The sequence below is a fragment of the Phormidesmis sp. 146-12 genome (assembly GCF_052939495.1).
The window spans coordinates 1-26,978 of the sequence record NZ_JBJPHS010000019.1; the positions used below are offsets into that span (position 1 = coordinate 1).

The 26,978-nt window shown below is 48.4% G+C and carries 24 protein-coding genes; 14 read left to right on the top strand and 10 right to left on the bottom strand.

The window, feature by feature from the left end:
• Together ACKFKF_RS10825 and ACKFKF_RS10830 are read right to left on the bottom strand one after the other, a co-directional pair.
• Nucleotides 1-860: sigma-70 family RNA polymerase sigma factor (locus ACKFKF_RS10825; RefSeq protein WP_446867727.1), on the bottom strand; the 860-nt coding region annotated here is incomplete at its 3' end.
• A gap of 479 nt (nt 861-1,339) precedes the next feature.
• A complete protein-coding gene (locus ACKFKF_RS10830; protein ID WP_446858553.1) occupies nt 1,340-2,689 on the bottom strand; it encodes a CHAT domain-containing protein in 1,350 nt (449 codons plus the stop codon).
• 243 nt (nt 2,690-2,932) lie between these two features.
• Here ACKFKF_RS10830 and ACKFKF_RS10835 point away from each other — a divergent pair, with 243 nt between their 5' ends.
• The 3 genes from ACKFKF_RS10835 (at nt 2,933) to ftsE (ending at nt 5,689) form a co-directional block, all read left to right on the top strand.
• On the top strand, nt 2,933-3,580 hold the full coding sequence (locus ACKFKF_RS10835) for a hypothetical protein (protein ID WP_446867728.1): 648 nt from the start codon (nt 2,933-2,935) through the stop codon (nt 3,578-3,580).
• Nucleotides 3,581-4,134: 554 nt separating this feature from the next.
• Nucleotides 4,135-4,968 carry a WecB/TagA/CpsF family glycosyltransferase gene (locus tag ACKFKF_RS10840; protein WP_446867729.1) on the top strand — a complete coding sequence of 278 codons (834 nt, stop codon included), beginning with the start codon at nt 4,135-4,137 and terminating at the stop codon, nt 4,966-4,968.
• Between the two features lie 4 nt (nt 4,969-4,972).
• Entirely contained in the window at nt 4,973-5,689 is a 717-nt protein-coding gene (ftsE, locus tag ACKFKF_RS10845) for a cell division ATP-binding protein FtsE (protein ID WP_446867730.1), read from the top strand.
• A 33-nt stretch (nt 5,690-5,722) separates the two neighbouring features.
• Here ftsE and ACKFKF_RS10850 read toward each other — a convergent pair whose 3' ends face one another.
• Together ACKFKF_RS10850 and ACKFKF_RS10855 are read right to left on the bottom strand one after the other, a co-directional pair.
• Entirely contained in the window at nt 5,723-5,914 is a 192-nt protein-coding gene (locus ACKFKF_RS10850) for a DUF2949 domain-containing protein (RefSeq protein ID WP_446858544.1), read from the bottom strand.
• 371 nt (nt 5,915-6,285) lie between these two features.
• Entirely contained in the window at nt 6,286-6,657 is a 372-nt protein-coding gene (locus ACKFKF_RS10855) for a VOC family protein (RefSeq protein ID WP_446867731.1), read from the bottom strand.
• Between the two features lie 165 nt (nt 6,658-6,822).
• Here ACKFKF_RS10855 and ACKFKF_RS10860 point away from each other — a divergent pair, with 165 nt between their 5' ends.
• The 4 genes from ACKFKF_RS10860 (at nt 6,823) to ACKFKF_RS10875 (ending at nt 11,648) form a co-directional block, all read left to right on the top strand.
• A complete protein-coding gene (locus ACKFKF_RS10860) occupies nt 6,823-7,905 on the top strand; it encodes a class I fructose-bisphosphate aldolase (protein WP_446867732.1) in 1,083 nt (360 codons plus the stop codon).
• Between the two features lie 366 nt (nt 7,906-8,271).
• Nucleotides 8,272-9,438: a pyridoxal phosphate-dependent aminotransferase gene (locus ACKFKF_RS10865; protein WP_446867733.1), complete on the top strand. Its 1,167-nt coding sequence runs from the start codon at nt 8,272-8,274 to the stop codon at nt 9,436-9,438.
• Between the two features lie 249 nt (nt 9,439-9,687).
• Entirely contained in the window at nt 9,688-10,563 is an 876-nt protein-coding gene (locus tag ACKFKF_RS10870; RefSeq protein ID WP_446867734.1) for a DNA adenine methylase, read from the top strand.
• Nucleotides 10,506-11,648, top strand: coding sequence for a restriction endonuclease, SacI family (locus ACKFKF_RS10875; protein WP_446858539.1), 1,143 nt, complete (start codon nt 10,506-10,508; stop codon nt 11,646-11,648). Before ACKFKF_RS10870 ends, ACKFKF_RS10875 begins: the two co-directional genes overlap by 58 nt.
• Before the next feature lie 198 nt (nt 11,649-11,846).
• Here the strand turns inward: ACKFKF_RS10875 and ACKFKF_RS10880 are convergent, their stop codons facing one another.
• Nucleotides 11,847-12,122: an acylphosphatase gene (locus tag ACKFKF_RS10880; RefSeq protein ID WP_446858538.1), complete on the bottom strand. Its 276-nt coding sequence runs from the start codon at nt 12,120-12,122 to the stop codon at nt 11,847-11,849.
• Nucleotides 12,123-12,227: 105 nt separating this feature from the next.
• Here ACKFKF_RS10880 and ACKFKF_RS10885 point away from each other — a divergent pair, with 105 nt between their 5' ends.
• The 4 genes from ACKFKF_RS10885 (at nt 12,228) to bioF (ending at nt 15,413) form a co-directional block, all read left to right on the top strand.
• Nucleotides 12,228-13,145 (top strand): cobalamin-binding protein, encoded by a 918-nt coding sequence (locus ACKFKF_RS10885; protein WP_446867735.1) that lies wholly within the window; start codon nt 12,228-12,230, stop codon nt 13,143-13,145.
• A 508-nt stretch (nt 13,146-13,653) separates the two neighbouring features.
• Nucleotides 13,654-14,019 carry a DUF1823 family protein gene (locus ACKFKF_RS10890; RefSeq protein WP_446858919.1) on the top strand — a complete coding sequence of 122 codons (366 nt, stop codon included), beginning with the start codon at nt 13,654-13,656 and terminating at the stop codon, nt 14,017-14,019.
• A gap of 21 nt (nt 14,020-14,040) precedes the next feature.
• The gene (locus tag ACKFKF_RS10895; protein WP_446867736.1) at nt 14,041-14,259 is read left to right on the top strand and encodes a hypothetical protein; all 219 of its coding nucleotides are present in this window, start codon (nt 14,041-14,043) and stop codon (nt 14,257-14,259) included.
• Nucleotides 14,256-15,413 (top strand): 8-amino-7-oxononanoate synthase, encoded by a 1,158-nt coding sequence (gene bioF / locus ACKFKF_RS10900; protein WP_446867737.1) that lies wholly within the window; start codon nt 14,256-14,258, stop codon nt 15,411-15,413. Before ACKFKF_RS10895 ends, bioF begins: the two co-directional genes overlap by 4 nt.
• Nucleotides 15,414-15,693: 280 nt before the next feature.
• Here bioF and ACKFKF_RS10905 read toward each other — a convergent pair whose 3' ends face one another.
• Nucleotides 15,694-16,563, bottom strand: coding sequence for a hypothetical protein (locus ACKFKF_RS10905; RefSeq protein WP_446867738.1), 870 nt, complete (start codon nt 16,561-16,563; stop codon nt 15,694-15,696).
• A 322-nt stretch (nt 16,564-16,885) separates the two neighbouring features.
• Here ACKFKF_RS10905 and ACKFKF_RS10910 point away from each other — a divergent pair, with 322 nt between their 5' ends.
• A complete protein-coding gene (locus tag ACKFKF_RS10910; RefSeq protein WP_446858914.1) occupies nt 16,886-17,155 on the top strand; it encodes a hypothetical protein in 270 nt (89 codons plus the stop codon).
• On the opposite strand, the gene ACKFKF_RS10915 is transcribed toward ACKFKF_RS10910, so the two are convergent.
• Nucleotides 17,152-17,658 (bottom strand): SAM-dependent methyltransferase, encoded by a 507-nt coding sequence (locus ACKFKF_RS10915; protein ID WP_446867739.1) that lies wholly within the window; start codon nt 17,656-17,658, stop codon nt 17,152-17,154. The genes ACKFKF_RS10910 and ACKFKF_RS10915 overlap by 4 nt on opposite strands.
• A gap of 479 nt (nt 17,659-18,137) precedes the next feature.
• Here ACKFKF_RS10915 and recQ point away from each other — a divergent pair, with 479 nt between their 5' ends.
• Entirely contained in the window at nt 18,138-20,390 is a 2,253-nt protein-coding gene (gene recQ / locus ACKFKF_RS10920) for a DNA helicase RecQ (RefSeq protein ID WP_446867740.1), read from the top strand.
• Between the two features lie 486 nt (nt 20,391-20,876).
• Nucleotides 20,877-23,612, top strand: a complete 2,736-nt coding sequence (locus ACKFKF_RS10925) for a DUF3352 domain-containing protein (protein ID WP_446867741.1) — start codon at nt 20,877-20,879, stop codon at nt 23,610-23,612.
• 303 nt (nt 23,613-23,915) lie between these two features.
• Here the strand turns inward: ACKFKF_RS10925 and ACKFKF_RS10930 are convergent, their stop codons facing one another.
• From ACKFKF_RS10930 to ACKFKF_RS10940, 3 genes are read right to left on the bottom strand one after another with little or no spacing between them, the layout of a single operon-like run.
• Nucleotides 23,916-24,608: a DevA family ABC transporter ATP-binding protein gene (locus tag ACKFKF_RS10930; protein WP_446867742.1), complete on the bottom strand. Its 693-nt coding sequence runs from the start codon at nt 24,606-24,608 to the stop codon at nt 23,916-23,918.
• Nucleotides 24,609-24,626: 18 nt separating this feature from the next.
• A complete protein-coding gene (gene devC, locus ACKFKF_RS10935) occupies nt 24,627-25,799 on the bottom strand; it encodes an ABC transporter permease DevC (RefSeq protein WP_446867743.1) in 1,173 nt (390 codons plus the stop codon).
• Nucleotides 25,800-25,818: 19 nt separating this feature from the next.
• On the bottom strand, nt 25,819-26,925 hold the full coding sequence (locus ACKFKF_RS10940) for an efflux RND transporter periplasmic adaptor subunit (protein ID WP_446867744.1): 1,107 nt from the start codon (nt 26,923-26,925) through the stop codon (nt 25,819-25,821).
• Nucleotides 26,926-26,978: the final 53 nt, after the last annotated feature.

Below are 26,978 nucleotides of genomic sequence, written 5' to 3' on the forward strand. Positions count from 1 at the left end.
TCATCTTGGCGCTCACCCGTCATGTCTCCAGATTTGGGCAAATTGAGCGAGGTCACCGAGGGATACAAATAGTCTCGCGATCGACTCGCACACACAGTCAGCCAGCGTTCGAGTGATTCTGGAGTCGCTTTAGCGCGTTGGGTTTGGGAATTGTAGAGATTGGTAATTGCGATCCAGGTGTCTCGATCGGGGGGAGAACTTTTTCGTAACTCAGGTGATTTTTTAGGAATATAGAGCGACGTAAAACATGTCCATGCCAGTGTGTAATTTTCAATTACCTCGCTATTAATTCCAGCGTTTTCTAAAGATTCGATCAAGCGTTTGCGACTAAGTTTTAGCAGCAATCCCCAATCGGTACAAAAATCAATTTCTCGACGTTGCCGTAAGTAATCGCGAATAATGTTGCTAAATGCTGTACTCGCATACGTTTTGAGACTGGCCCGCTGTTCTGGATCACAGGCTTTGAGAATTTTTGGCACCTCTGCGATCGCCACCTGAAAACAATCAGCCACCCCAAACTGCGAATGAGACAACCGAGCGATCGTCTTATAAGCACTCCAATAACAAGCCTCCTGCAAATAGGCAGACAAATGTCCCTCAGATAGTTTTGCAGTTTGACTGACCACAGTTTGACTGACCACAGTTTGACTAGCCAACAGAGCTTTTGAATTGCGTTCTTCTAACCAAACCTTGTGCCAGTAGATCGCCCAATAACTTTCAGACTTTGCTTCGGGCACCCGCTCCAGACAAGCTCGAATACTGCGGTGAAGCCGAGGGTCGATCGTCCAGCCCCCCACCCCATCTGTCGCCCATTTTAGAAACGCCGAAAACAAATCAGTGACGCTTTGACGCGGCTGCATGATGTGAACACCCCTCGCTAAAGGTCATCAACCTCAAAACTTACTACGCTAAAGCCCAAACTTCAACGGTGATGAGCATGTAGCACAATTCCTAATGGATTAGCCCATCTTTAGATCCCCCTAGCTCCCTTAAAAGGAGGAACTAAACTCTTCTTGAAGAAGAAAGCACTAAACTCTTGATTCCCCCTGTTTATTAACCTACCGTGTACACACAAGTTGATTGATCTGTCATTGCCGAGACCCTTCGCCCCCTAAATCCCCCAAAATTGGGGGACTTTGAATGCTAGGCAATCTCTCTGGGTCAAAGTCCCCCAGATTGGGGGATTTAGGGGGCTGAAGCCGATTGAAACGAAGCGATTCCGGACTTGTGTGTACACGGTAGTCGTTATTAACGGGGGCAGAGAGAATCCGGCATAACATCCCTCCTCGCGAAGCGGATTACCCCCAAAGGGGGAACAGATCATCGAAGCTCATCTCTCTCACCACGGATTCCCAATTACCGTAAACGCTGCCCAATAATAAGGATGAGACAAATCGGTTGTCGCAAACCCTTCTAGCTCAGACGGCAACCTCACGCCTCTCGCCTGCATTGCCACACTCGTTTTTAGATTTACCCGCTTTTTCAACAAATCAAGTTGAGCCTGCCGCAAACCGTCGGCCTTGATCGGGGCCGTCTTGAGATGACGATAAAACTCACTCATCAAAACCAGCGTCCCCGCATCGCTGACTGACCAGAGACTGGCGATCGCCGCCTGCGCTCCCGACTGGACTGCAAACCCCGCAAACCCTAACTCTGCCCGCGGATCGCCCAATGCCGTTCGGCAAGCACTCAACACCAACAACTGCACGGCGGGAGCGCGCAAATTGAGAAACCTAACCTGATCAATTCTCAGTTGAGAATCCCAAAATTGGATATAAGACTCGTCTGCCTCGCCGGGCAAAAATTCTGCATGAGTGGCGAGATGAATGATGCCAAAGGGAGTCGCAGCGCGTTGGGCTTTGAGATTAGCCAGCGTAAAGTCTTGATTGAGCAGCGATTTACCTCGCCAAAGATTGCCCGTAATGGCAGAAAGCTCAACTGGTACAGCAGGCAGCGGCGCTTGATTTTTGAATTCTGATGCACCCATCGCCAAGATTTGAGTTCCTGCTAGGGAGGCGGCCCGACGATCGAGCAGATTAAACGCCGGAATAATCCCCAAACTGTACTTCTCAATCAGAAATTGTCGTCCATCATACAGGGCTGCTAAAGGCGCACTCCGCAGACCAGTTCCCAAACAGAAGATCAGGTGATCGATGCGCTGTGCCCTTAATTCGGACTCTAGTGGGGCAATCATCCAATTATAAAGTTGACGAGCCGCCGGAAGATAGTCACCCGGATCGCTCTCACGATTGACCACACCCAACCGAAACTCTTGCATCACTTGCAGCAACACTGTGCGATTGGCAGCCGAAACGCGACGATGAATGGGAGCCGCCCCCGGTGATACCAAAATTAACTCCAGAGCCGTCGGAGTCGGAATCATATAAAAGAGCGCCGATCGTTTGCCCGTTTCACTCGAAAGTCTGCCTAATGTGCGAGCGATCGCGTCGGCTTCTAAAAGTTGGCTCGTCAATCGCCCTTGGTAATAATCTTCGTACTGCTGTTTCCAGCCTGTTTCTACGAGTCGAATGGCCGCTGGGATGTCTTTGCGATCGAGGGCCTGCTTTAATTCCTGTGGATTGGGACGAGGCGTAACTTTTTGCACCGCCCATCCCCGCAAGGGTGAATACAGCCCAATCAGCAAGCCGACCGTCACCAAAAACAACAGAATTCGCCTAAATACTTTCATTGCGTGTGTCCCTCTTTGTGAGCGGTGGATCAATCCAATCAGGCCAATCAGGGTAGAAGACCGATTCCTCCCTCATCTCTCCTCATCTCTTCTGTCATGCCTCATCCTTCAAGCTACCAATTCCGAAAACAAAGAAAACTATTTTTGTCAAGCAAATTGCTGCATAAGCGCTCAATGGCGGACGTGTAACCCTCTGGTCAGTGAAATCAAATCGACCAATTCAACTCATTCTAAGAGGTTTCTATGTCCCAGCATCTAGCCCCGGTTTTGAGACGAACGGCTGCCTTGACGACTAGCTTTTTGGCGATCGCTGCTACGACCCTAAGTTACCAGGTTCAGGCTCAAGAAGTGCCAGAGGTCAAGTTTCAGCTTTATCCAGTCCAGCAGTTTGTGAAGTGTATGGCGGCTGATCCCTACGTGACTCCAACTGTTGATGTGGCAGTGACACGGGGCAGTCGCAACGACACGATGAAAGTGACGCTCAAAGGCTTTAAGCCGGGTCTTCAATTTGATTTGTTTTCGCTTGAGAACAGTCTACAACTTGCCGACGGTAGTCTCGATCCCAACTTCAAAGGCTTTGGACTCGTCTGGTATCAGTCAGATCTGCGACCTGGCAATACGACAGTTAAGACAATTCTTTTGGATCAGATTTTTGGGTTTGATTCTGCGGTTGGTCTCAAACCGACCAAAACATTTCATCTAGGGTTCTGGTTCAACAATCCCGAAGACGCTAAGGACTGTGGATTTGACCCGTCTAAACCGACTCCCTTCAACGGCGAACAGAAAGCTGGCCCTCTATCATTTATCACTCGTCCCATTCTTCCGGCTGGTCTGGGGCCACTGTGTACCAAACCCAATACATCCATAGTTCCGGCAACCTGTGATCCTTAGTCAGGTCTGGATTGGATGGAATTTCTCGCTTCGGTTGTGAATCGGGTCAGCCCCCCAAATTCCCCACAAGTGAAGGACTTTGAAATGAACCGCTCTTGCCTTAAAGTCTCCCAGAATTGCTGCCGTGTACACACGTCGATCGATCTGTCATTGCTGAGATCCTTCGCCCCCTAAATCCCCCAAAAATGGGGGACTTTGAGCCGTCGTCATGGCTTTGAACTTTGGAAATCTTTCCTTGGTCAAAGTCCCCCAGAATGGGGGATTTAGGGGGCTGAAGCCGCCTGAAACGAAGCGACAACGACTTGTGTGTACACGGTAGCAGAATTGGGGGGGTGGGGGCAGAAGATTTCAACACCGAAGCAAAATTTTTTTATTGAATTCACGTCTGAATTTACGTCGATCGCTCAATGAATCCCTCGATCGTTTTGCTCTAGTTTTGCTCTATTGATAGAAGCTATTCTCACCATCTTTTATCCTTCAACCACAAAGCGATCGTTCTACTCTGATCTTGGGCTATAATCCATTGCCTGAGAAGCCTGAGATGAGACACGATCGTGAGCAAAACCGTGAGCAAAACAATGCCAGCCGGACTATCGGTTTTGGGTCTGCCAATTCATTTAGTAGATGACTATCCAGGGTGGTTGGTCGATCGGCTACATCAACAAAAAGGCTGTCATGTGGTAACGCTCAACGCTGAGATGACCATGCAAGCCGAATACAATCCCCCGCTGGCCGAGATCATTCACCATGCAGAACTGGTCATCCCCGATGGGGCCGGTGTGGTGCTCTATCTCAAACTTCACGGCAAACAAGTCACCCGCTGCCCAGGTATTGAGCTATCAGAAGCTCTGCTTAAACAATCCGCCCGATTCAACACTGACCTCCAATCCCTCCCTCCTCCCTCCTCCCTCCTCCCTCCTCCCTCCTCCCATTGGTCAGTCTTCTTTTATGGAGGCGCTCCGGGTGTCGCAGAGCAAGCGGCCCAAGTTCTACAAAAACAGATGCCAGGATTAGCGATCGTGGGCACTCAACACGGCTATCTCACCCCCGCAGATGAGCCGATTTTTTTGGAAATGTTACAAACGCTGCAACCTCGTTTAATCTTTGTGGGGTTGGGCGTGCCACGTCAAGAATTGTGGATTGCTCAACATCGTCACCTCTGCCCAAATGCGGTCTGGGTTGGTGTGGGCGGCAGTTTTGATATCTGGGCTGGCACCAAATCGCGCGCCCCTGCCTGGTTAGCAGACAATCACCTGGAATGGCTCTATCGGCTCTATCAAGAACCCTGGCGCTGGCGACGAATGCTGGCTTTACCTAAGTTTGCTTGGCGAGCGATCGTCTATCGATTTACCCAAAAAAATCCGGTCAGCAAGAAACTGGAGCAATGATTTTATGACACAGGTTTTGAGCGATCGTCCCGTTAGCCAGACTCAGACGGCTGAGAGCATTATTCAATTACGCAATGTCAGCAAGCTTTATCGCAACGGCAGTCAAGCGCTAATCGAGGTCAATCTGACTGTGAAGCGGGGCGATTTTTTATTCATTACGGGCCCGTCTGGTTCTGGAAAGTCAACCTTGCTTAAACTTTTGTATGGAGAGGAGCGGGCTTCGCAAGGTGACGTGATTGTGGATCAAGATTCGCTGACCAAACTGCGGGGCGATCGGCTTTCTCATTTGCGCCGCCGGATTGGGATTGTGTTTCAAGACTACAAGCTGATTCCACGGCGGACGGTGACGGAGAATATTTCGTTTGTTCTCTGGGCGCAGGGCTACACGCGCAAGGAAATTCATCGACGGCTACAGCCTGCTCTCAAAATGGTGGGGCTGACGCACAAAGCGGAGTGTTTTCCTGAAGAGTTGTCGGGCGGAGAGCAGCAAAGGGTGAGTATTGCACGGGCGATCGTGGGCACGCCTCCCATTCTTTTAGCCGACGAGCCAACCGGAAACCTTGACCCTGACAACTCCTGGCAGGTGATCAAAATTCTCAAAAAGCTCAATCAAATTGGGATTACAGTCATTGTCACGACTCATGACGAAAGTTTGATTCGGTTGTCAAATCATCCCGTCGTGCAAATTCGCAATGGGCGGATGTATTCGGTGAATTATTAAAGCTTGAATTGTAAAGTCGTCTGAGTCGTCAGCTCAAAGCTTTTCTAACCAATCAAAAATCTGATCAAGCTGAGTTAGCGTGACCAAACCGTATTGCCACAAAATCATCGGCAGCACGGTTGTATTTTGCTGAGATTGGCGCAGAGCAAGGTCGATCGCGGGGGCAGGCAGTGCGAGTTCTTCTTTTAAGAATGTGACTAAATCGAGTCGTGTGGTTTGTTCCATAATTTTTTTTCACCCTTCTCAAAGACTATATTAAACGAGTATTAATCTATGTAACAATTTCTCACAAACTTCAAATCCTTCTCAGGATGTAGGTTCTAGAGATTAGAAGCGTTGAGTTTTATGAACTTCTTCGTCTCGGTTACAAATTCGCAGTCTCCCAAATCTCCCTCAAGCAGGCGACTCTAAACCTAAACCAGAACTCTTGTCTTAAAGTCACCCAGAATTGGCAGCTTGGGGGGCAGAAGCTTGGCAACGAAGCGAAGAAACTTCCATCGAATTCACGTTAAAAGAATAGATTGATCTCTTCGAGTTACCTGCCAGAAGTCGCACCGTTCTCGATCCTTCTTATTAATCAGTCTTGATTTCGGAATTTATGCAGCAGGCTGAAAGAAGATCAAGCGATTGCCATCGGGATCGTAAGCATAAATTTCTTGCCCGTGGGCGGCGGTGATGACTTCTCCAAGGGGACAATTCAACTCAGATAAATGGGCGATCGCCACTTGCAAATCTTCAACCTCCAAACAAAAGCTGAGAATGGGAAAGGAGCGATCGGTTACTTCTGACAACAACAGTTCTTTAGGTCTGGGTTTGTAGATTCCGAGTCGTAAGCCTGTGATCGCAAACTCAGCGTAAGTGTTAGCAATCTGAGAAATCGGATCTTGATTCAAAAGAGAGCGGTAAAACTGAAGCGATCGCTCAAAATCTGTTGCCGCTAAAGTCACCCACGCCGATCGCACCTTCATCAAGACAACCCCAAACCGAATCTTTCTATCTTGGCTGTTTTCCTGACTAAAGACACAAGCGAAATTCCAGACAAACGCTAAATTAAAGAAGGCTTGAAGGACTAATCTTTTGGGGACTCATCCCTCCTCCTTCATCCCTCATCCCTTCTATTGAGGTTTTGTGCAATGACCGCTACACTCTCTGCACCTCAGTCGATCGAGTCCTGGCTGGGTGATGAAGCCGAGGATTTGCTGACCCACAAGGCAAAAGTTTCTAAAGATTTACTGCATCTACCGGGCCCCGATTTTGTCGATCGCATTTTTAGTATCAGCGATCGTTCTCCCCAGGTGTTGCGAAGTCTCCAACAACTTTACTCGTTTGGACGGTTGGGCAATACTGGCTATCTCTCGATTTTGCCCGTTGATCAGGGGATTGAGCATTCTGCTGGGGCTTCGTTTGCGCCCAATCCCATCTACTTTGATAGCGAGAATATTATCAAACTGGCGATCGAGGCAGGCTGTAATGCAGTTGCGACGACGTTGGGCGTTTTGGGCAGTGTTTCTCGCAAATATGCTCACCGCATTCCCTTTATCACCAAGCTCAACCACAATGAGTTGCTGACGTATCCCAATCAGTTTGATCAGATTATGTTCGCTTCGGTCGAGCAAGCCTGGAATCTGGGATCAGTCGCAGTCGGCGCAACCATCTACTTTGGCTCACCCGAATCGACCCGCCAAATTCAAGAAGTCAGTCGAGCCTTTGCCCGCGCTCATGAACTGGGAATGGCAACCATTCTCTGGTGCTATCTGAGAAATCCAGCGTTTCAGCAAGACAAAGATTATCACCTGGCGGGTGATCTAACGGGTCAAGCGAACCATTTGGGCGTGACGATCGAAGCCGACATCATCAAACAAAAACTACCCGAAGTGAACAATGGTTATGGCGCGATCGCCCAAGCAACGGGACACAGCTACGGCAAAACCAACGCCCGGATTTATTCTGACCTGACGACCGATCACCCGATCGATCTGACTCGTTATCAAGTGCTAAATTGCTACTCAGGACGGATGGGGCTGATCAATTCAGGGGGCGCATCGGGTAAGAATGACTTTGCGGAAGCGATTCGGACGGCTGTCGTCAACAAGCGAGCGGGTGGAACTGGCTTGATCTCAGGTCGCAAAACATTTCAGCGGCCAATGGGAGAAGGGATCAAGTTGTTTCATCAGATTCAAGATGTCTATCTCTCGCCAGATGTCACGATCGCCTAACAACGAGCGGCAGAGTTAAGCGTTTTGAGGTATACCTGATTACAGAATAAAACTCACGGGTCGCTTATCGGAGTATCGTTTTACTTTGATAAAAACAGACTGAGACTGACAGGAAATCGCTATGGATCAGGTTGATAAAAATGGGAAGGCATCCGGTAAAGTCATGAACTTCAGACTTAAAGCTGGCTCCTTCTCATTTTTTTTGCGATCGTGCCGTTTCCGTAGATTTCAGTCTTGGACTACACTTCATAAAAGACCTCTTGCTTAGTCCAATTGGGGCTTGGTAAGGCTGGGCGAGTGCAGCGCCTTTGAGAATTTTTATTGAGACACCAGGACGCAAAACGCAGTAACTTTTTGAGGTTTGACATGAAATTGGCAGGACGTGTGGGGCAAGTTACGCCTTCCTTGACCTTAGCGATCGATGCAAAAGCAAAGGCCATGAAGCGTGACGGAATCGATGTTTGCAGTTTTAGCGCTGGAGAACCCGATTTTGATACGCCCGAACACATTAAATTGGCAGCAGAAACCGCACTCAAACAGGGCAAAACACGCTACGGCCCGGCAGCAGGAGAACCCCGACTGAGAGAAGCGATCGCCCACAAGCTACAAACCGACAATCACCTCAACTACCAGCCCGAAAACATCATTGTCACCAACGGCGGCAAACATTCGCTCTATAACCTGATGATGGCGCTGATCGAGGCGGGTGACGAAGTGATTATTCCTGCGCCCTTTTGGGTGAGCTATCCCGAAATGGTCAAGCTGGCAGGCGGAACTCCGGTAATCGTGCCCACGATGGCAGAAAGTCAATATAAAATCACGCCCGATCAGTTGCAAAATGCGATTACGTCTCAAACTCGGCTGCTGGTACTCAATTCGCCCTCAAATCCGACAGGCATTGTCTATACACCTGATGAAGTTAGAGCGATCGCTCAAGTCGTCGTTGATAACGATATTCTTGTCGTCTCGGACGAAATTTACGAAAAGCTGCTGTATGACGGGGCAGAACATCTGAGCATTGGGGCGGCGAGTCGGGAGGTGTTCGATCGCACGATCATCAGTAGCGGATTTGCCAAAGCTTACTCAATGACAGGCTGGCGGGTTGGATATTTGGCGGCTCCCGTAGAACTCATTACCGCCGTGACCAAGATTCAGGGACACAGCACCTCAAATGTTTGTACGTTTGCTCAATATGGGGCGATCGCCGCGCTTGAAGGCTCCCAGGATTGTGTCGAACAGATGCGTCTCGCCTTTGCAGAACGCCGCCTCGCGATTTTAGGGCTGATCAATGAAATTCCCGGTTTGACCTGTGTAAAGCCTAATGGTGCCTTCTACGTATTCATCAACATCAGCAAGCTGGGACTATCTTCGCTTGAATTTTGTGATGGGTTATTAAACGAACAGCAAGTCGCCGTGATTCCAGGAATTGCCTTTGCCGCCGATGACCATATTCGCTTGTCTTACGCGACCGATATGACGACGATCGAGCGAGGTCTAGAGCGATTAGCAACGTTTGTCAAATCGAAGCTATAGGGAAGGATAGGCGCTGCTGACCGTGTAATCAAAATCCCTGTAGAGGCAATGGATGTCTGAATGCTTGAAGGCAGTACGGGAGGATTCGCATCTCGTCCGTCAGTAACGCCTGAAATTTTGGTTGACTTTGAGCGATCGACAGTACGGTGGCCGAAGAGATCGGTTGAAAACACAATCTTCAAGTGATCTCTGACTCGAAGACACTAGTTCGTGTATACTTCTTGTCCAGAGTCAACGTTGGGCAAGAAAATGGGCAAGGTTATCGCTTTTGGGTGGTATGGCGGGAAGTTTAATCATCTAAACTGGCTTCTCCCTTTGTTGCCCAAAACCACTCATTATTGTGAGCCATTTGCAGGCTCTGCGGCCGTACTGCTCAACCGAGAACCTTCCCCCGTTGAAACTTACAATGATATTGACGGGGAAGTTGTCAACTTTTTTCGGGCTCTGCGGGATAGTCCAGAAGAATTGATTCGAGCGATCGGGCTAACTCCATTTTCCAGGGAAGAACTTAAAATTGCAGTTGAAGAAGCCACTGATAATCTTTCAGAATTAGAAAGAGCGCGTCGGTTCTTTGTCTGTGCCCGTCAAGTGAGAACGGGTCTTGCACAAACTGCTAGTGTTGGAAGATGGGCAAACTGCAAACTCACGAGCCGAGCGGGGATGGCAGGAGCAGTTTCTCGGTGGCTTGGGAGTGTTGAAGGGCTATCTGAAATTGTGCAAAGACTTTTGCGGGTTCAGATCGAAAACGCGCGTGCGATCGAAGTGGTTCAACGGTACGACAGTGAGGAAACTCTATTTTATTGTGATCCTCCCTATCCTCATGATTCACGGGGCGATAGTCATGCCTACGGCTATGAAATGACGGACAACGATCACCGAGAACTCGCTGAGGTATTGACCAACCTCAAAGGGAAAGTGGCGCTGTCTGGCTATCGTTGTGAGTTGCTAGATCAGCTCTACAAAGACTGGAATTGTATCGAATCTCTGCCAAAACAATGTCTATCCGTCAAACAACCTCGAACAGAGATACTTTGGACTAACTATGATGTTCCGAGGGAGGTGAGCGAATGGCAGAACCCGTTGAAATCCTCAATGCCGCTCTTCGACTCGCTAACGCAAACGTAGACCACTCACTCGTTGAGGATCAGCAAATCAGAGAATACACCAACTATGTTGCCCGCAATCTTAAAAATCGGGCAGGCGTGCGTCTTTTGATGGCTTGTTTGCTGGCAAAACTTCATCGCCCTGATATTGATATCAGAAAACCATATACAGAAATTGGCGATGCTGATGCTTTCTCGGGTCGAACTTACGATGAGCGCTACATTACAACTTTTATCAATGAACACAATTTGCCGTGCAACAGCACAACCGCTTTTCTCACACCCGCGCTACGAAACCGAAATACAACGCTAACCAGAGATGTAAATCTCGTCGGTAAACCACCACAACTGTATCAGGCTGTTCTCAATCTTCTGGATGCGGTCTACTCTGGTCGCGTTCCAGCGGATACTCTAATAGCTGAGGTGATCAGATTATTGGTCGTCGATCGAGATGAACGGCAACAACGGATTGAGGCATTAGTTGCAACGCTGAATACGGCCGAAGATGCGGTGCCTTTGTCTTCTGAGGATATTGTCAACTTGATTGAGAAACACATGAGCCTCAAAGGAACCAGCCGTCTCTCTGTCCTTGTGGTGACCGCTGCTTATCAATCTGCTGAAGAGTTTCTCGGAGAAAAAGTTCTCACGTTGAGAGCGCACAATGCTGCTGATATACAGACGGGTGCTTTGGGGGATGTTGAAATTACTCTTATCACAGAGGATGAAATCATCACCAGCTATGAAATGAAAAATAAGCGAGTCACTCGTGAGGATGTAGACCGCGCCCTACAGAAATTGCTTTTAAGCGGCAGACGAGTCAACAATTACATTTTCATCACAACTGAGCCAGCCAATGTGGAAGTTCAAGATTACGCGCGGTCTTTGTACCATGAAACTGGAGGCATTGAGTTTGTCATTCTGGACTGTATCAGCTTCATCCGGCATTTTTTACACCTGTTTCATCGGTTGAGGAGTCGCTTTCTTGAAGCTTATCAAGCACTGATTTTATCAGAACCGCAAAGTGCTGTAAGCCAGCCCATCAAGGAGGCTTTTTTGGCAATGAGGCAAGCAGCAGAGACGGGATTGGAGGAAAGGGATGAGGGATGAGGGATGAGTAGAAAGTGTGAGTTTGATGAAGTTTCTTGGCTTCGGTGTTCACATCTTCTGCTCCCCAAGCTGCCAATTCTGAGGGACTTTAAGACAAGAGTTTTACTCAAAGTCCCTCACTCGTGGGGGATTTAGGGGGCTGCCGAATTTGTAACCGGAGCGCAGAATTCACTAAATTCGACATTTATTCAGCGTCACTCATCGTTTGATCGGGAAGCCTTGGAGATGTTCGGGTGATTCAGAATGGACTTCGAGATGCTGGACGATCGCCATTCTCGGCCCAGTTTCACACCACTTCAGCATCGCCTCAATGGTTTGTTTTTCGCCTTCAAAGACGGCCTCGACGCGCCCATCGGGGAGATTGCGAACCCAGCCGTTTAGCCCCAATTGAGTGGCTATCTTTTGAGTAGAAAAACGGTAGCCGACTCCCTGGACTTGCCCAGAAATGAAAACGTGCGATCGAATCAATTCCATCCCTTCTTTCCAAATTACGATAGATATAAATCTTCTGCTAAATCTTCTACTTTTCTCCGAGTTGATTCCTCTACACTAGACGTGGAGTGAGATGAGGGACAACGAATGAGACTAGTTTCTCTGATTCCAAGTGCGACTGAGATTGTAAACTTTTTGGGACTCAAGGATTATTTGGTGGGGCGATCGCATGAGTGTGACCATCCGCTAGATATTCAAAATCGGCCGATCTGTACGCAGCCAAAGTTTAATCCGCTTGGGACGAGCCGAGAGATCAACGATCGAGTTAACCACATTTTGCAAACGGCGCTGAGTGTCTATCAGATCGATACAGAAATGTTGCAGAACGTGCGACCGACGCATATTCTCACTCAGGCGCAGTGTGAAGTCTGTGCAGTCAGTCTTGCAGATGTCGAAAAGGCTGTCGCCAACCTGACTCAGAGCCATCCCCAGATTATCTCGCTCCAGCCCAACGTTTTGGCGGATGTGTGGGCAGATATTCAGCGGGTCGCCGATGCGTTGGAAGTGTCGGCAGATGAGGCAATCGCGTCCCTTCACCAGAGGATTGCTGCCTGCCAACAGTGGACTCAAGATTTGCCAGAAGATGAGCGTCTGACGGTGGCTTGCATTGAGTGGACTGAGCCGCTGATGGCTGCGGGAAATTGGGTGCCCGAACTGGTGCAATTGGCCGGAGGGCGGCCGTTGTTTGGCGAAGTCGGCAAGCATTCTCCGTGGCTGGATTGGGATACTTTTTTGAAAGCCGATCCCGATGTGATCATTTTTATGCCCTGCGGATTAGACATTTTGCGAACTCAACAAGAAGCCGCAGTTTTGGCGCATCGTCCCGGATGGTCATCGCTCAAAGCCGCCCAAACCTATCAAGTTTATGTGACCGATGGTAATCAATACTTCAATCGATCGGGCCCTCGTCTCGTCGATTCGTTAGAGATTTTGGCAGAAATTTTGTATCCCAAACGGTTTAATTTTGGCTATCACTGGTCGGGGTGGAGACTGTTGGTGGAATGAAGAGAGGGAGGAGGGAAGAGGGAAGAGGGAAGAGGGAAGAGGGAAGAGGGAAGAGGGAGGAGGGATGAAATAATTATTCTGTGGGCGTTTTGGATTTTTTGGAATTGGGTCTTTTGCTTCGTTTTTGAGCGCTTCTGCCCCCCAACCCCCCAATTTGGGGGACTTTAGGAGAAGAGTTTTGATTTAAAGATTTTGGTTTAGCTTTAGTTCAAAATCCCTACTTGGGGGAGATTTAGGGGGCTGAGGAATTTGTAATCGAAGGGAAGAATTTCATTAAATTCGTGTTTGTTTCCTATTAACGTGAATTCGATAGAGTTTTTTCGCTTCGGTATTTAACGCTTCTGCCCCCCACCCCCCCCCTAGGGGACTTTCGGACAGGATTTCTTGCTCAAAGTCCCCCAAACTTGGGGGATTTAGGGGGCTGCCTGGAGTGATCGCCACAGCGAGGGATTTCATCGAATTCACGTCCTATTAAAGTTTCGTTCTTCAACTAGTCAAGAAATATTCTATGGCTGCATTACCAGAATTGAATACAGAGACGATTTGGGCGATTTTGAATGATACGATCGATGACGACACCGTTAATCGTTTGGTGTGGCATTATTTGGGCTATCGCGATGTCGAAAAATGGGACACTTCTCAAGTCGATGTCGAATGGAAAACCGCCTACCCAGAACCGCCCAATTTTATTGAGAGTCGTCCGGCAACAGTGAAATTGACGCGATCGATTCCTCCCCAAAATAAGCAGCTTCTCAAAGAAAAACTTGGCTTTTCAGGTTACAAAGTGGATGAATTGATTCCTCGCAAAACGCGACGGGCGACGATGGCAAACTGGTTGTTGAGCTACATGCAGACGAATGGCGTTAGCATTTAAGCGGTTAGTTTGGAGGTCAAAATGGCGATCGAACGTAGAATGTCTCGGCTGATGTTTCTCCCTGGCGAAGAGGTGCAGCTACGGCAAATGTGCTTTACTCCCGGCAAGCTATATCAACCCGGAAAGTATATTGCTGGCGAGTTGCCCGATGTCGCATTTGATATGGGACTGGTCGATCGACTGCCCCCCGTGCGCGGCAAAAGTGAAGAAATTGAGCCTGAAAAACCGCCCGCAGCATGACTGATCCCTATGCCTGGATTGAGCAGTCTTTGGCAACCATTCATCGCGCAGGCTGGCATCGATCGACGCAAGCGATCGACAGTCTTCCGGGGGCGGTGATCGAGATTGAGGGGCGATCGTATCTCAACTTTGCCAGCAATGATTATTTAGGATTGGCAGGAGACGATCGCCTGATTCAAGCTGCGATTGACGCAACAAAAGAATGGGGCACAGGCAGCACAGGTTCTCGACTGGTGACGGGACATCGAACCTTACATCGTCAACTCGAACACGCGATCGCTAATCTCAAACAAACCGAAGATGCGCTGGTGTTTAGTTCTGGATATCTGGCAAACTTGGGCGCGATCGCCGCTCTGACAGGCAAACGAGATTTAATTTTGTCAGACCAATACAATCATTCGAGCTTGAGAAATGGCGCGATCGTCAGTGGTGCCACGATTCTCGATTTTGATCACGTTGACATGCAGAATTTAAGACATCACTTAGAGCGGCAGCGTTCTCAATTTCAACGTTGTTTGATTCTCACGGATACTATTTTTAGTATGGATGGTGATATTTGTCCGTTGCCCGAACTGTTAGATTTGGCAGACGGATTTGGTTGTATGGTGTTAGTCGATGAGGCGCACGCGACGGGGGTGATGGGTTCATCAGGGGCGGGCTGTGTCGAACAATTGGACTGTCGAGGACGATCGCTGATCCAAATGGGAACGCTCAGTAAAGCGATCGGAAGTCTGGGCGGATATATTACAGGATCGGCAACGCTAATTGACTTTCTTCGCAATCGTGCGCCAAGCTGGATTTATACCACTGGGTTATCACCTGCGGATACGGCGGCGGCGATAAGCGCGATCGAACTGGTACAACAGGAGCCACAACGTAGAAAACAACTCTGGAACAACGTAGCGTTACTCAAAAAATTAATCTCTGATCAACCGCATCTAAAACTTTTGCCATCCAATTCTCAAATTCTCTGCATACAGTTGCCCGATGTCAAAACTGCGCTAAAAGCCGCCCAAACTCTGAAAGATTGTGGAATTTTTGCCCCAGCGATCCGTCCGCCAACGGTGCCCACTAGCCGCATTCGGATCACCCTTATGGCAACCCACACGTCTGATCAGATTCAGCAGTTGGCTTCTGCTTTGGAATTAATTTGATGTCAGGTTTGACAGATTTTTTCGCTTCGTTGCTTGACCCATTTATTCAGGGTCGATCTGATACCATTCCCCTGTGGTAATTGCTCAACCCCCTTGACGGATGGAGAGATTTGAGTGGGGTAAAGAAATCGACCAATCGCTCTGGTGAGCAAGCCTTACCGATGTCGTGTTTCGCATTCCGTCGTCAATACAGGCAAACGGCAGGGCTTGTACAAATTGGGATATCTTTATTGTCTACTCTTTAGAACGTTTTAATTCAAGAAGAACAAAAGAAACTTACTCAAAACTCAATGCCCCAAATTCTAATCGTTTTATCTTCGCTGCCACTGATCAGAAGCGATCCTTTATGGTTGGCTCCGAGAGATTGATCTTCACTCACGGCCACTGCTGTTACAAGACTGGAATGTCCTTGCAAAAGACAGACTTCTCGCCCTTGTTGTAAATCCCAAATTTTGATGTTGCGTTGACTACTACTGATTAGATGTTTGCCATCTACCGTAACCGAAGTAATACCTTTAATTTGTTTTTCGGGCGGCTTTATCTTTTGTTCTGTTTTTAAACTCCAGGCTTTGATCAATTGATTTTTGCATTTAGCAATTAGTATATCTTGATCTGCCTCTAGCAAAAGTGCATATACAGTCGTACCCGCATTTAGCGTAAACAACTCCTCTCGCGTATGCAAATCCCATCCCTTGATCACGCCATCTCGACTGGCAGTGACTAATATCTCTTGATCATCGCGATACCGAAAATGACGAGTCGAAAGTGCAATCGCCGTCACTCCTGCCTGATGCCCTGTCAAAATGTGAAGGCATTCAAATAGACGATAAAAACTGTAGTGCTGCAAAGCTTCTGTTGCCTGATGATCTGAGCGCGATCGCAGCAGCCAATACGCCACTTTTTGCACTCGTACTGACGAATCCTCAAGCGCCCCAATTAGCAACTTCAAGCTAATCTGATCTGGTTTTTGTAAGCTCCATTTTTGCAACTCCCACAGAGCCGCGATTCTCTGGTCTACATGGGGACTTGTCAATCTGCGCTCAATGCCTGCAAATCCGCCCAAAACCAGACTGCCAGGCGGCGCGCTAGCGATCGCTTGACCTCCTAATACAGCATCATCTTTTTTAGGCTGATGGGATGCACTCGTCATGATGAATGGGTGAGCAGCAACCTTTAGTTTAGAGGATGTTAGAAAAATTTTTGGTGATGATATACAAACTCGCCAGCCTCTGGGGTCGAAACTTGGCAATCAACAAAATAATCTTAATTTGCGATCGACTGAAGTGATTGGCTTCCTAATCTTTGACAGAAGGAACTGGAGTTGTGAGAGAACCTCATTAGTCTGCACCCAGAGAGTGAGACATTGACATCCCCAAACTTCTCTTTTTGTAGAGGTGCGATCGAGGGCTTTCACCTATTCTGATGTTATCGAGAAAAAGACCAACTTAACCCTCTACTTATCAGCAACTCTTATGATGAACCATCTCGGACAACCGATCGAACTTGCTCAACAAAGTGCAGGCTGGGTGGCCATCTGGTGGCACTGGGCAGGCTACAAAATTGAAATGGGATTTTTCCCAACTGCGACTCTGGCCTGGGATACCATCACTGATTTAATTCAGCGAGAAATTGCAGTGCGGGCGCTGTTAGAAGTCGTCGAAGAATGGCGAGAAAACACTCAGATTAGCGATCGAGAATATGAAACCAGCACCGAAGCTTTGATTCAATCTGTTCTCGTCTAAATTCTCCACAGATATAAGATTGCCGGATCTTCTGATTGCACTTCAACCACACGATCTGGCTGCCAGTCTCCCATGTCAAAGTCGTGTGAAAGAATGCGCGTACCGGGAGAAAGTTGAGCCAGTAAGGTAGGACGAAGTTTTAGATTTAGATGCGGCAGTAAATATAGAATGACGATCGTCGCCTCACTAAAATCACTTTCAAATAGATCTTGTTGAAGAAAAGTGACGCGATCGCCAACACCCGATCGTTGAGCATTTTCAAATCCCTGACGAACGCGCTTAGGATCGATGTCAATGCCCACTCCTTGAGTGCCAAATCTTTGAGCCGCTGTGATTAAAATTCGACCGTCTCCACTGCCCAAGTCATAGAGAATATCGTCTGAAGTTACCTCCGCCAAAGTCAACATCGCTTCGACGACCTCGGCAGGCGTGGGCAAATAGCCAATATCAGGCTTCCATTTCACTCGCTTGGGAGTTGCTTCATTGTTTCCTTGACTGATCACATGACCCACCTGACACAGCTTTCATATTTTCGCACGCTGTTTTGAGCCCCTGGGCAAACAAAAATCCCAACTTTTACAAAAGACTTGTTCTCAGTTGCATCAGTTGCAGTTGAGGCTCAAGCTGCCTTTTTAAAACATCCTCTAGGAATGATTTCGCGAGTCTTAAGTTTGTCCAAGTCAACTCGATTAAGTTGCTGAAGAGTTTGAGAGAGGTGAGGGCGATATTCTTTTACGTACTGAGAAATTTCATTCCAAAGTAGCAGTGCTGGAATTATACTTAAAAATTCTCAAATCTCCTGAAAGTCGCACGCCTTAGCAGAGCCAATCAACTCAGCCCCACCCAATCTAGATCAAAAGTATTACGATCGCCCCGAAAAACCAAGAAACTGATACGATAATTCCTCTACCTGTTGGCTCCTTCTGGGGTCATCTGGTAACCTGTCGGGAATCATGACGATCGCGCATTACCAGTGAGTTTAATGTCAGCCAGTCCCTTTGCCACCACTGACTCGATTTCGTTAGAGCAGGCGCTCAAACATTACTTTGGCTACGATAGCTTTCGGCCGGGCCAGCGTCAGATTGTTGAGCAGGCTTTAGAAAATCGTGACCAGTTGGTGATCATGCCCACGGGCGGCGGCAAATCGCTGTGTTTTCAACTGCCTGCCCTGCTGCAACCGGGACTGATGATCGTCGTCTCGCCCCTGATTGCGCTGATGCAAGACCAGGTAGAACTGCTGCGCGATAATGGCATTGCTGCCACGTTTCTCAACAGCAGTCTGAATCCAGAAGAACTGCGATCGCGCGGTCGGGCCGTTCTCAATGGTCAGATCAAAATCCTCTACGTTGCACCAGAACGGTTACTGAGTGAAGATTATTTAAATTCCGTCTTGCCACACATGCGCGATCGCGTGGGAATTTCTGCCTTTGCGATCGATGAAGCTCACTGTGTTTCTGAGTGGGGGCATGACTTTCGACCTGAATATCGGCAGTTAAATTATTTGCGGCAGCGCTATCCTGACGTTCCGATTTTGGCTCTGACTGCAACCGCCACGCCACGGGTCAGAGACGACATTGTTAAACAATTGGAACTGCGATCGCCGATTGTTCATGTCGCCAGTTTCAATCGTCCCAACCTATACTACGATGTTCGTCCCAAAACCAAAAATTGCTATGCAGAACTCGTTCAACAGATTCGCCAAACGCCCGGTTCTGGAATCATTTATTGTCTCAGTCGCAAACGAGTCGAAGAAATTGCTGAGAAGCTGAGAAGAGACAAAATTTCTGCACTGCCTTACCACGCTGGACTAGACAATCAGACTCGGACTGACAACCAAACTCGCTTCATTCGAGATGACGTGAGAGTGATGGTGGCGACCGTGGCGTTTGGAATGGGAATCAACAAGCCAGACGTTAGATTTGTGATTCACTACGATCTACCGCGCAACATTGAAGGGTATTACCAGGAGTCAGGCCGAGCAGGACGAGATAATGAACCGTCGCACTGTACGCTTTACTTCGGGACAGGTGACATCAAAACGATCGAGTTCTTAATCAGTCAAAAAGTCGATCCAAATACAGGAATGCCGCTCGAAGATGAACAGCGCATCGCTACCCAACAAATGCGTCGAGTCATCAACTACGCCGAAGCGACCGAATGCCGCCGCACGATTCAACTCTCGTATTTTGGCGAAACTTTTCCCGGCAACTGTGGCAACTGTGACAACTGTCGATTTCCCAAACCGATCGAGGACTGGACGATCGAAGCTCAAAAGTTTCTCTCCTGCATTGCTCGCTTTGCTCAAAAAAATCAGCACTTTGGGTTAATGTACACGATCGACGTGCTGCGCGGCTCCAAAGAAAAGCGCATTCTCAGCAACGGACACGACCATCTTTCAACCTATGGCATCGGCAAAGATCGCACCGCCGAAGACTGGAAAATGCTGGGGCGATCGCTGATTCACCAGGGGCTGATCGACGAAGCCACCGACGGCTATTCCGTTCTCAAGCTCAACGACCTGAGTTGGCAAGTGCTGCGAAAACAAAGAACCGTAATGATTGCGGTTAGTCAGATTAAGCCGAGAGTCACCGTTACGACGATCGCGCCCGTCAATACTGCTGAAGCCGAAGAACTCTACGATCGCCTGCAAAAACTCCGCAAGCGAATCGCTGATGAACAATCCGTTCCGCCTTATGTGGTGTTTTCCAATGCCAGTTTGCGACTGATGGCCCAACAACAACCTCAAACACGCGGACAGTTTCTGCAAATTTCTGGCGTGGGCGATCGCAAGCTTTCTCAATACGGCGACGTGTTTTTGACGGAGATTCGCGACTTTCGATCAGAAAACGGCTTATCGATTCAGACTGAAACCTTCTCTGCGCCTGCGGCTTCTCCACCTCCTCCAACGCCCTCAACGCCCTCAAACGAGGCCAGCTACACCCAGCTATACACGCTCGAACTGCACCACAAAGGCATCAAGCCCGCCGACATCGCCGAACAGCGCAACATTCGCCTCTCTACCGTCACCACTCACCTCGCCGAACTGCTGGAAATGGGCTATTTGGTGGAACTCGATCAACTCGTCGCCTCAGACCGCAAGACTCGAATTTTGAAAGCGATCGAAAAAGTAGGCGATGATTCCCTAACGCAACTGCGCGATTATTTGGGCGAAGTGTATGGCTATGACGAGATTCGGCTGGTGCGGGCTTGGTGGCGACGGGAGAATGAGGGATGAGGGAGAACTTCGATGATCTGTTCTCCCTTTGGGGGTAATCCGCTGCGCGAGGAGGGAGGAGGGAGGAGGGAGGAGGGAGGAAATTCTAAATCCTTCACGAGTAATCTTGAACCGAAAATCCCGTCTGAAAGTCTCTCAGGCGTTGCTGATTGGAGGGATGACTCTGTGGGAAGTGTCCATCTTTTCGCCCCCTAAATCCCCCAAAATTGGGGAACTTTGAACCTTGGGTTTCCCGCCGCTTTGGGGCAATTCATCCCCTGATTCAGCAACGCCGTCCCTCAGAATTGGCAGCTTGGGGGCAGAAGGGCTAAACAACGAAAAAACTTTGTCGAACTGACGTTGTTTGAGGTGGACGGGGTTTGGGCAATCTTTGGGCATCGAAGTTTAAGTAAATCTCCTGGTAAACTTTCCGGTAACTGGTAGGAAAAGCCAGGTATCTATTAAGACTGCTTCGACCATCTTTGCCCTTCAACCTTCACCTGAATTATGTTCTTGCGCCGAATTCTGTTGCCGACTCTTTCTGCTTTTGTGTTGATGCCTGGGGCAGTGCTTGCTCAAACGGTCACGCCGACTCCTGCGCCTGCCGCCTCTCCTGCTTTGCCAGCGTCCTCGGTAGCGAATCTGCTGCCGACTAATACACCGGGCGTTTTTTTGCTCAACACCAATGCAGAATCCTGGGAAGCACTGAGTCGGTTTGGCTTGTTTCCTAAAGATATGTCGTTTCCGGGACTGTTTTATCCGGTAGGGACGGGCATGAATTTTTATACCGACGTTCAGCCGTGGTTAGGAGATCAAGTTGCGATCGCCCTCCTGCCCGCCCGTGAACAAAAAGCGCCCAACCAATCGCTGATCATCTCCTCAGTCAAAGACGCGACCCAAATTCCCAGATATTTAGAACGCCTCAAAGCCAGCAAAAAGAAAGCAGCGATCGCTTCGAGATACCCGCAAGGGGTCGAGCGTCAATACAAAGGCATCACCATTTTGGAATGGGAACCTGAAAAAGTCGCCCCCTGCGAACCTGCTCCAGCAGACGGAGAAACCGTGACCTTTGCGCCCAAAAAGACCAAACCTCTCAAAGCCCAAACCTCAAAACTCAAAGCCGACTGCTCATTAGATCAACCGCTCAGTCGGGCAATCAATTCGCTAACCGCCCCTCTTTTGACCAAACCTTTACCGCCTTTACCGCCCACCTCATCAGACAAAACTGCTCCTACCGAGGTTGCTCCCTATACGCTGCCAGGGTTTGCGATCGCCATTCTCCCTAATTTTGTGGTGACTGCGACGAATGGGGGAGCGATCGAACAACTCATTGATGCCCAAACCGAAGGCAAACTAGCCGATAATCCTGCCTTTCAACGGACGGCTCAAAAACCTCAGTTTCAAAAGGCGCTGATGACGGGATACGGCGACTACATGAAGCTTTTTGCCGCTTCTACACAATTTAATCAAGAGCAGTTCAAAAATTTGCCGCCGGGGTTCCCCATGCCCAAAATTGATCCCAATCAAATCGACATGTTGGCAAAATATTACGACACGGTAGACGGCTACCTTTGGGCAGAGTCAGACGGAATGCACATGGAGGTCGGCGTTCACTTTAAGGAACCTGTGCCCCAGGCGACGATCGACGCGATCGCGACTCCTAACCAGATTCTCGGACGATTGCCAGAGGTCAATTATGTCGTCGCCAACAGCAAAAATGTCGCGCTGTTTTGGCAGGTTTTGACAACGGGACTAGAAGCCGAACCTTCGTTAAAGAAAGGCTTAGAGCAGTTTCGGCAGTTGAGTCAGAAGAATTTGGGACTGGACGATCGCGACGTTTTTCCCTGGATGACGGGTGAGTATGTGACGTTTCTCTATCCGACTCGTCAGGGCTTTATTCCAGCAGTGTTTCCTAACGTGGATCTGGGGTTTGGCGTGATGGTGCAAACGAGCGATCGTCCCGCGGCTGAGGCGGCTTTCAAAAAGCTCGATCAGATCGCCAGAACGCGCATCGGCAAAGATATTGTTAACACTCGCAAACTTCAGGGGCAACCCGTCACCGTTTGGGAGGGCCCGCTCATGGGCAAACCGACCAGCTTTTTGTCGCACAGTTGGGTTGACGAAGACACAATTTTGCTATTGATGGGTGGCGGAGCCGTCACAGAATTCAGTCCCAAACCTGCGAGAACTTTACCTCAGTCCTCCAACTTTAAGGCGGCGATCGCTCCCTTCTCGGATGACAATCTGGGCTATTTCTACGTCAACGGAGGCGCAGTGATGTCGCTGGTGAACAATGCAATTTTGCCTGTATTTATGGGTCGCCAGAAGACAGGCAGCGTTCCCTTCATCGACGAACTCAAAGCAACATTGGGCAGCATTCGGAGTGTGAGTGGCGCAAGTTTTATTCGGTCAAACAAGATTCAATCAGATGGTTTTTTGGCTTTGGCAACGACGCGCACAACTTCGATCAGCGCCAGTGAACTGCTGGAATCGGGACAAAAGAAACTCGCCGAAAATGATTTTGGAAGCGCGATCGCCAATCTCACCCGTGTTCTCAACCTTGAGCCTCAAAATGCCCAGGCTTATCGCGATCGTGCCAGTGCCCGGTTACAATCTGCCGATGGTCAGGGAGCCGTTGAAGACTATTCGCAAGCCCTTCGCCTCGATGCCAAAACTGCCGAAATCTACCAGGGACGAGCCAACGCTTATTCGTCTCTCTTTGATTATCAGAAGTCCCTTGCGGACTGGAATCAAGCAATCCAACTCCAGAGTGACGAGTCCGAATTTTATGTTTCACGAGCCGGAGTGCGCGGATTTTTGGAAGACTTTAAGGGCGCGATCGCCGATGCCGATCAAGCGATCCGTCTCGACCCTGAAAATAGCTTGGCTTACAACACTCGCTGTTATGCCCGCGCCCGTGGATTGGGTGACTTTAAGGGAGCGTTGCCCGACTGTGAGAAAGCGATCGTCCTCGATTCTGAATCACAGAATAATCTGGCGAGTCGCTGTTATGTTCGAGCCAACTTAGGCAACAAAAAAGCGCTAGAAGACTGCAATCTTGCCTTAGAACTGGATGCCGAAAACCCTTCTCTCTATGAAGATCGCGGACTGGCCCACGCCGCCCTCAAAGACCAGCCATCCGCCCTGGAGGATCTTCAAAGAGCGGCTGAACTCTATCAAACGCAGGGCAACGTGACAGCACAGCAGCGAGTTGAGAAAGCGATTCAGAAGTTGAAGGGATGAGGGCTGCCTGACTGACAAAACGAAGAAGGTGGAATGCAAGAGAGGGCAGTGAACTCACGCTTCAAGGAGTCGTCGCGTTGTCGCTTGGAGGCAAAAGCAGAAGACGGGTCAGGTAAAAAGTCTCAGTAGATTGCAAGTCATATTTTGGGCGATCGATCACCCTATCCGTCTAAGGAATGAGAATTGAATAATACCGAATTTTGTAGGGTGTGTTGAGCGATAGAGAAACGCACCGCCAATGGTTGCAATTAGTGCGTTTCGCGTGGCTCAACACACCCTACGCAAGGGTCGGTTTTATTACATCTAAGTCAATGCTTTGGTCATTAACTGACCATCTTCCAAGTGAATAATGCGATCGGCAATGTCTAATATTCGATTGTCGTGCGTCACCATTAACAAAGCGCAACCCTGCTCACGAGTTAGCCGATACATGAGATCTACAACATCGCGTCCGGTTTTACTATCGAGGGCGGCGGTTGGTTCGTCAGCTAAAATCAATTTGGGATGGTTGACTAAGGCGCGGGCGATCGCAACTCGTTGTTTTTGTCCACCCGAAAGAGTCTGAGGGTATTTATTCAACTGATCGCCTAGTTTGACAGCTTGCAGCATAGCTTCCGATCGCGATCTTGCTTCCCGTTTTGAAAAGTCGCGGCGAGCTTCAGCAGCCATCTGAACATTTTGTCGAGCAGTTAAAAAACTCAGCAGATTGTGTGCTTGAAAGATATAACCAATATGTTGACGAACTTGCACTAACTGAGATTGACTAGCTCCGCGTAGTTCTAATCCTAAAAAATTGAGGCTGCCTGACTGTATCGATCGCAGTCCACCAATTAAGGTCAGCAAAGTCGTTTTCCCTGAACCGGAGGGCCCTGTCAGGATGACAATTTCTCTAGGTCTAATCTTTAAGTTGATATCAAATAACACTTGCTTGCGTAATGACCTTGATCCCAAGTGATGATTCAAGTTTTCAATAGAAAGAATCGAGTCTGAATACATAGTCAATAGACCTGTTCATTAAAAAATATCTGCGGGGTCTGCCGATCGTAGTTTGTTGACGGCGATCGCACCAGAAATCAGGCACATGGTAAAAATCGAAGTTAATACACTAATTGCCTGGTTGGGTGTCATAATTACAGGAAGATGAGTTGCATTTTTTGCCAGATCATACAATTGCAAAGAAATTGCAAATCCGGGAATAAATCCTAATGTCGCTAGAATAAAAGCCTGTTGAAAAACTGCTATGAACAAGTAATTATTGCTATAGCCGATCGCTTTAATCGTTGCAAACTCAACGAGATGATTAGCAATATTGCTATAGAGAATCTGATAGACAATCACGACTCCTACAATAAATCCCATTGTCACCATCAAGGTGAACGTGAAGCCGATCGGGGTTCGTTCTGCCCAGTATTTCTTTTCTAGTTGACTATATCCATTCAGGTCAAAAATTCTTACATCATTAGGTAACCTCGCCTTCAATTTTTTCAAAACACGGTACTTATCCTGACCTGCTTTTAAGGTAACTACTCCCACATCAATTTCTTCGGGTGTTCGTTCTAAAAACATTTCTCCAAAAGTTAAATAAGGGACAATCAAGTTGCCATCTACGCCAAAAGACGGCCCCAACGTAAACAAACCTCGAACTTCTAAGGCTTTAGAAAAAGTCAATTCGTTGAACGGTGAAATCTCAATATCCACTGATTTGTTTTGGTTAAACGTTTCAGCGATCGGGCCAAACTCAGGACGAGAAGCTCGATCAAAAAGAGCACGATCGGAGATTTTAAGTTGATCTAATTGCTCGTTAATTTCGGGAATTGTAAAAATAGGATTAGCGGGATCAACCCCAAACACAAATAGCGAATTTTTTTCACCCGTTTTAATATTTTTGAGCTTGCCAAATTGCAGGTAGAGTGAATTTACAGATTCCACTTCATCTAACGCTAATGCTTGATATAATCGTTCTCTAGGGAAGCTTTGTTGAGAGGTAAGCGACGCATATTGAGGACTAATTAAAAAGATATCACCTCGCAGACTACGATGTACTTTAACCGCACTCTCATATAGCGCATCCTGAAAGCCAAGCTGCATGAACAATAGAATTGCCACAAACGCAACCCCCGCCAACGTGACCAAAAATCGAACTCTTTGTCTTGTAAGTTGTAGCCAAGCGATCGGAATAGACAGCATGGTTATTTTTCCTCTCAAACTATTTCTTGAAAATCACCTGAACCTGCAAATTAGTTAGTCCTGAAACTCGCTGACTATCCTCTGGCGTTAACTCAACTTTGACCTCAATCACTCTACGATTTGTTTTGGCAAGTGGATTGATGCTAAACGTATCCTGTGACCCAACTCGTAGCCCAATTTCAGCAACCGTACCCTTAAGTTCTCCTGAGATCGCATCACTAGTAATCGTCGCCTGTTGACCAATTTTGATCTTTTTAATATCTGTTTCATAGACTTCTGTCACTGCGTACATCGTGTCATTGTCAGCGATTTCAGCAATCCCCTCTGCGCCCACAATTTCTCCCGATCGCGCGTGAATTTTTAGTACTTGTCCATAGATAGGCGATCGAATATTGGTTAACTCTAAATCCGTTTCGGCCGCTTTGACCGCCGCGATCGCATTAGCCACTTCCGCCTCTGCCACATTTACATCCACTGGACGCACTTCTACGACACTGCCCAGGTTTGCTTTTGCCTGATTGAGTTGTGCCTGAAGGGTTTCTACTGCCAATTGTTTGCTGTCTCGCACCGAAGCAGAAATCGCTCCTTCTGTAAACAAAGTCTGATTGCGTTGATACTCTAGTTGAGCATTGTTAACTTCTGCTTGCAGTCGATCGATCGCTGCTTTTTGAGCATTAATATCATCGGTTCTGGCTCCAGCTTTGACCCTAGCTAACTGAGCCTGAGCAATCTGAACTTGTTTTTGAGCCTTAACCAACGATGCCTCACGGCTTAAGCGAGTTGTCAAGGTTGCGACAATCTGACCTACCCGAACGGAATCACCTTCTTTGACAAACAGTTGATCAATGCGCGCCCCCTCCAATGAGTTGAATGCAGACAAGCGAGTAATTTCACCCTTTGGCTGCAAGCGTCCCAACGCAGCAACGGCCCTTATCGCAGGTTTGGCACTGGCTTTAACTACAGGTGCAGGAGTTTGTGTAACCGATCGCTTCTGAATGAGCAGATACCCACCGCTCGCCCCCACCGCCAGCATTACTGCAACAGCAAGGTTAAAGATCCACGATCGTTTGGGCTGGGTAAATGGACTAATTGGTTCAACATACTGTTCGACTTTTTTTTGTACCATCGTAGGGGCCTCAAGGGGAGGAAGGAGGGAGGAGGGAGGAGGGAGAACTTGGC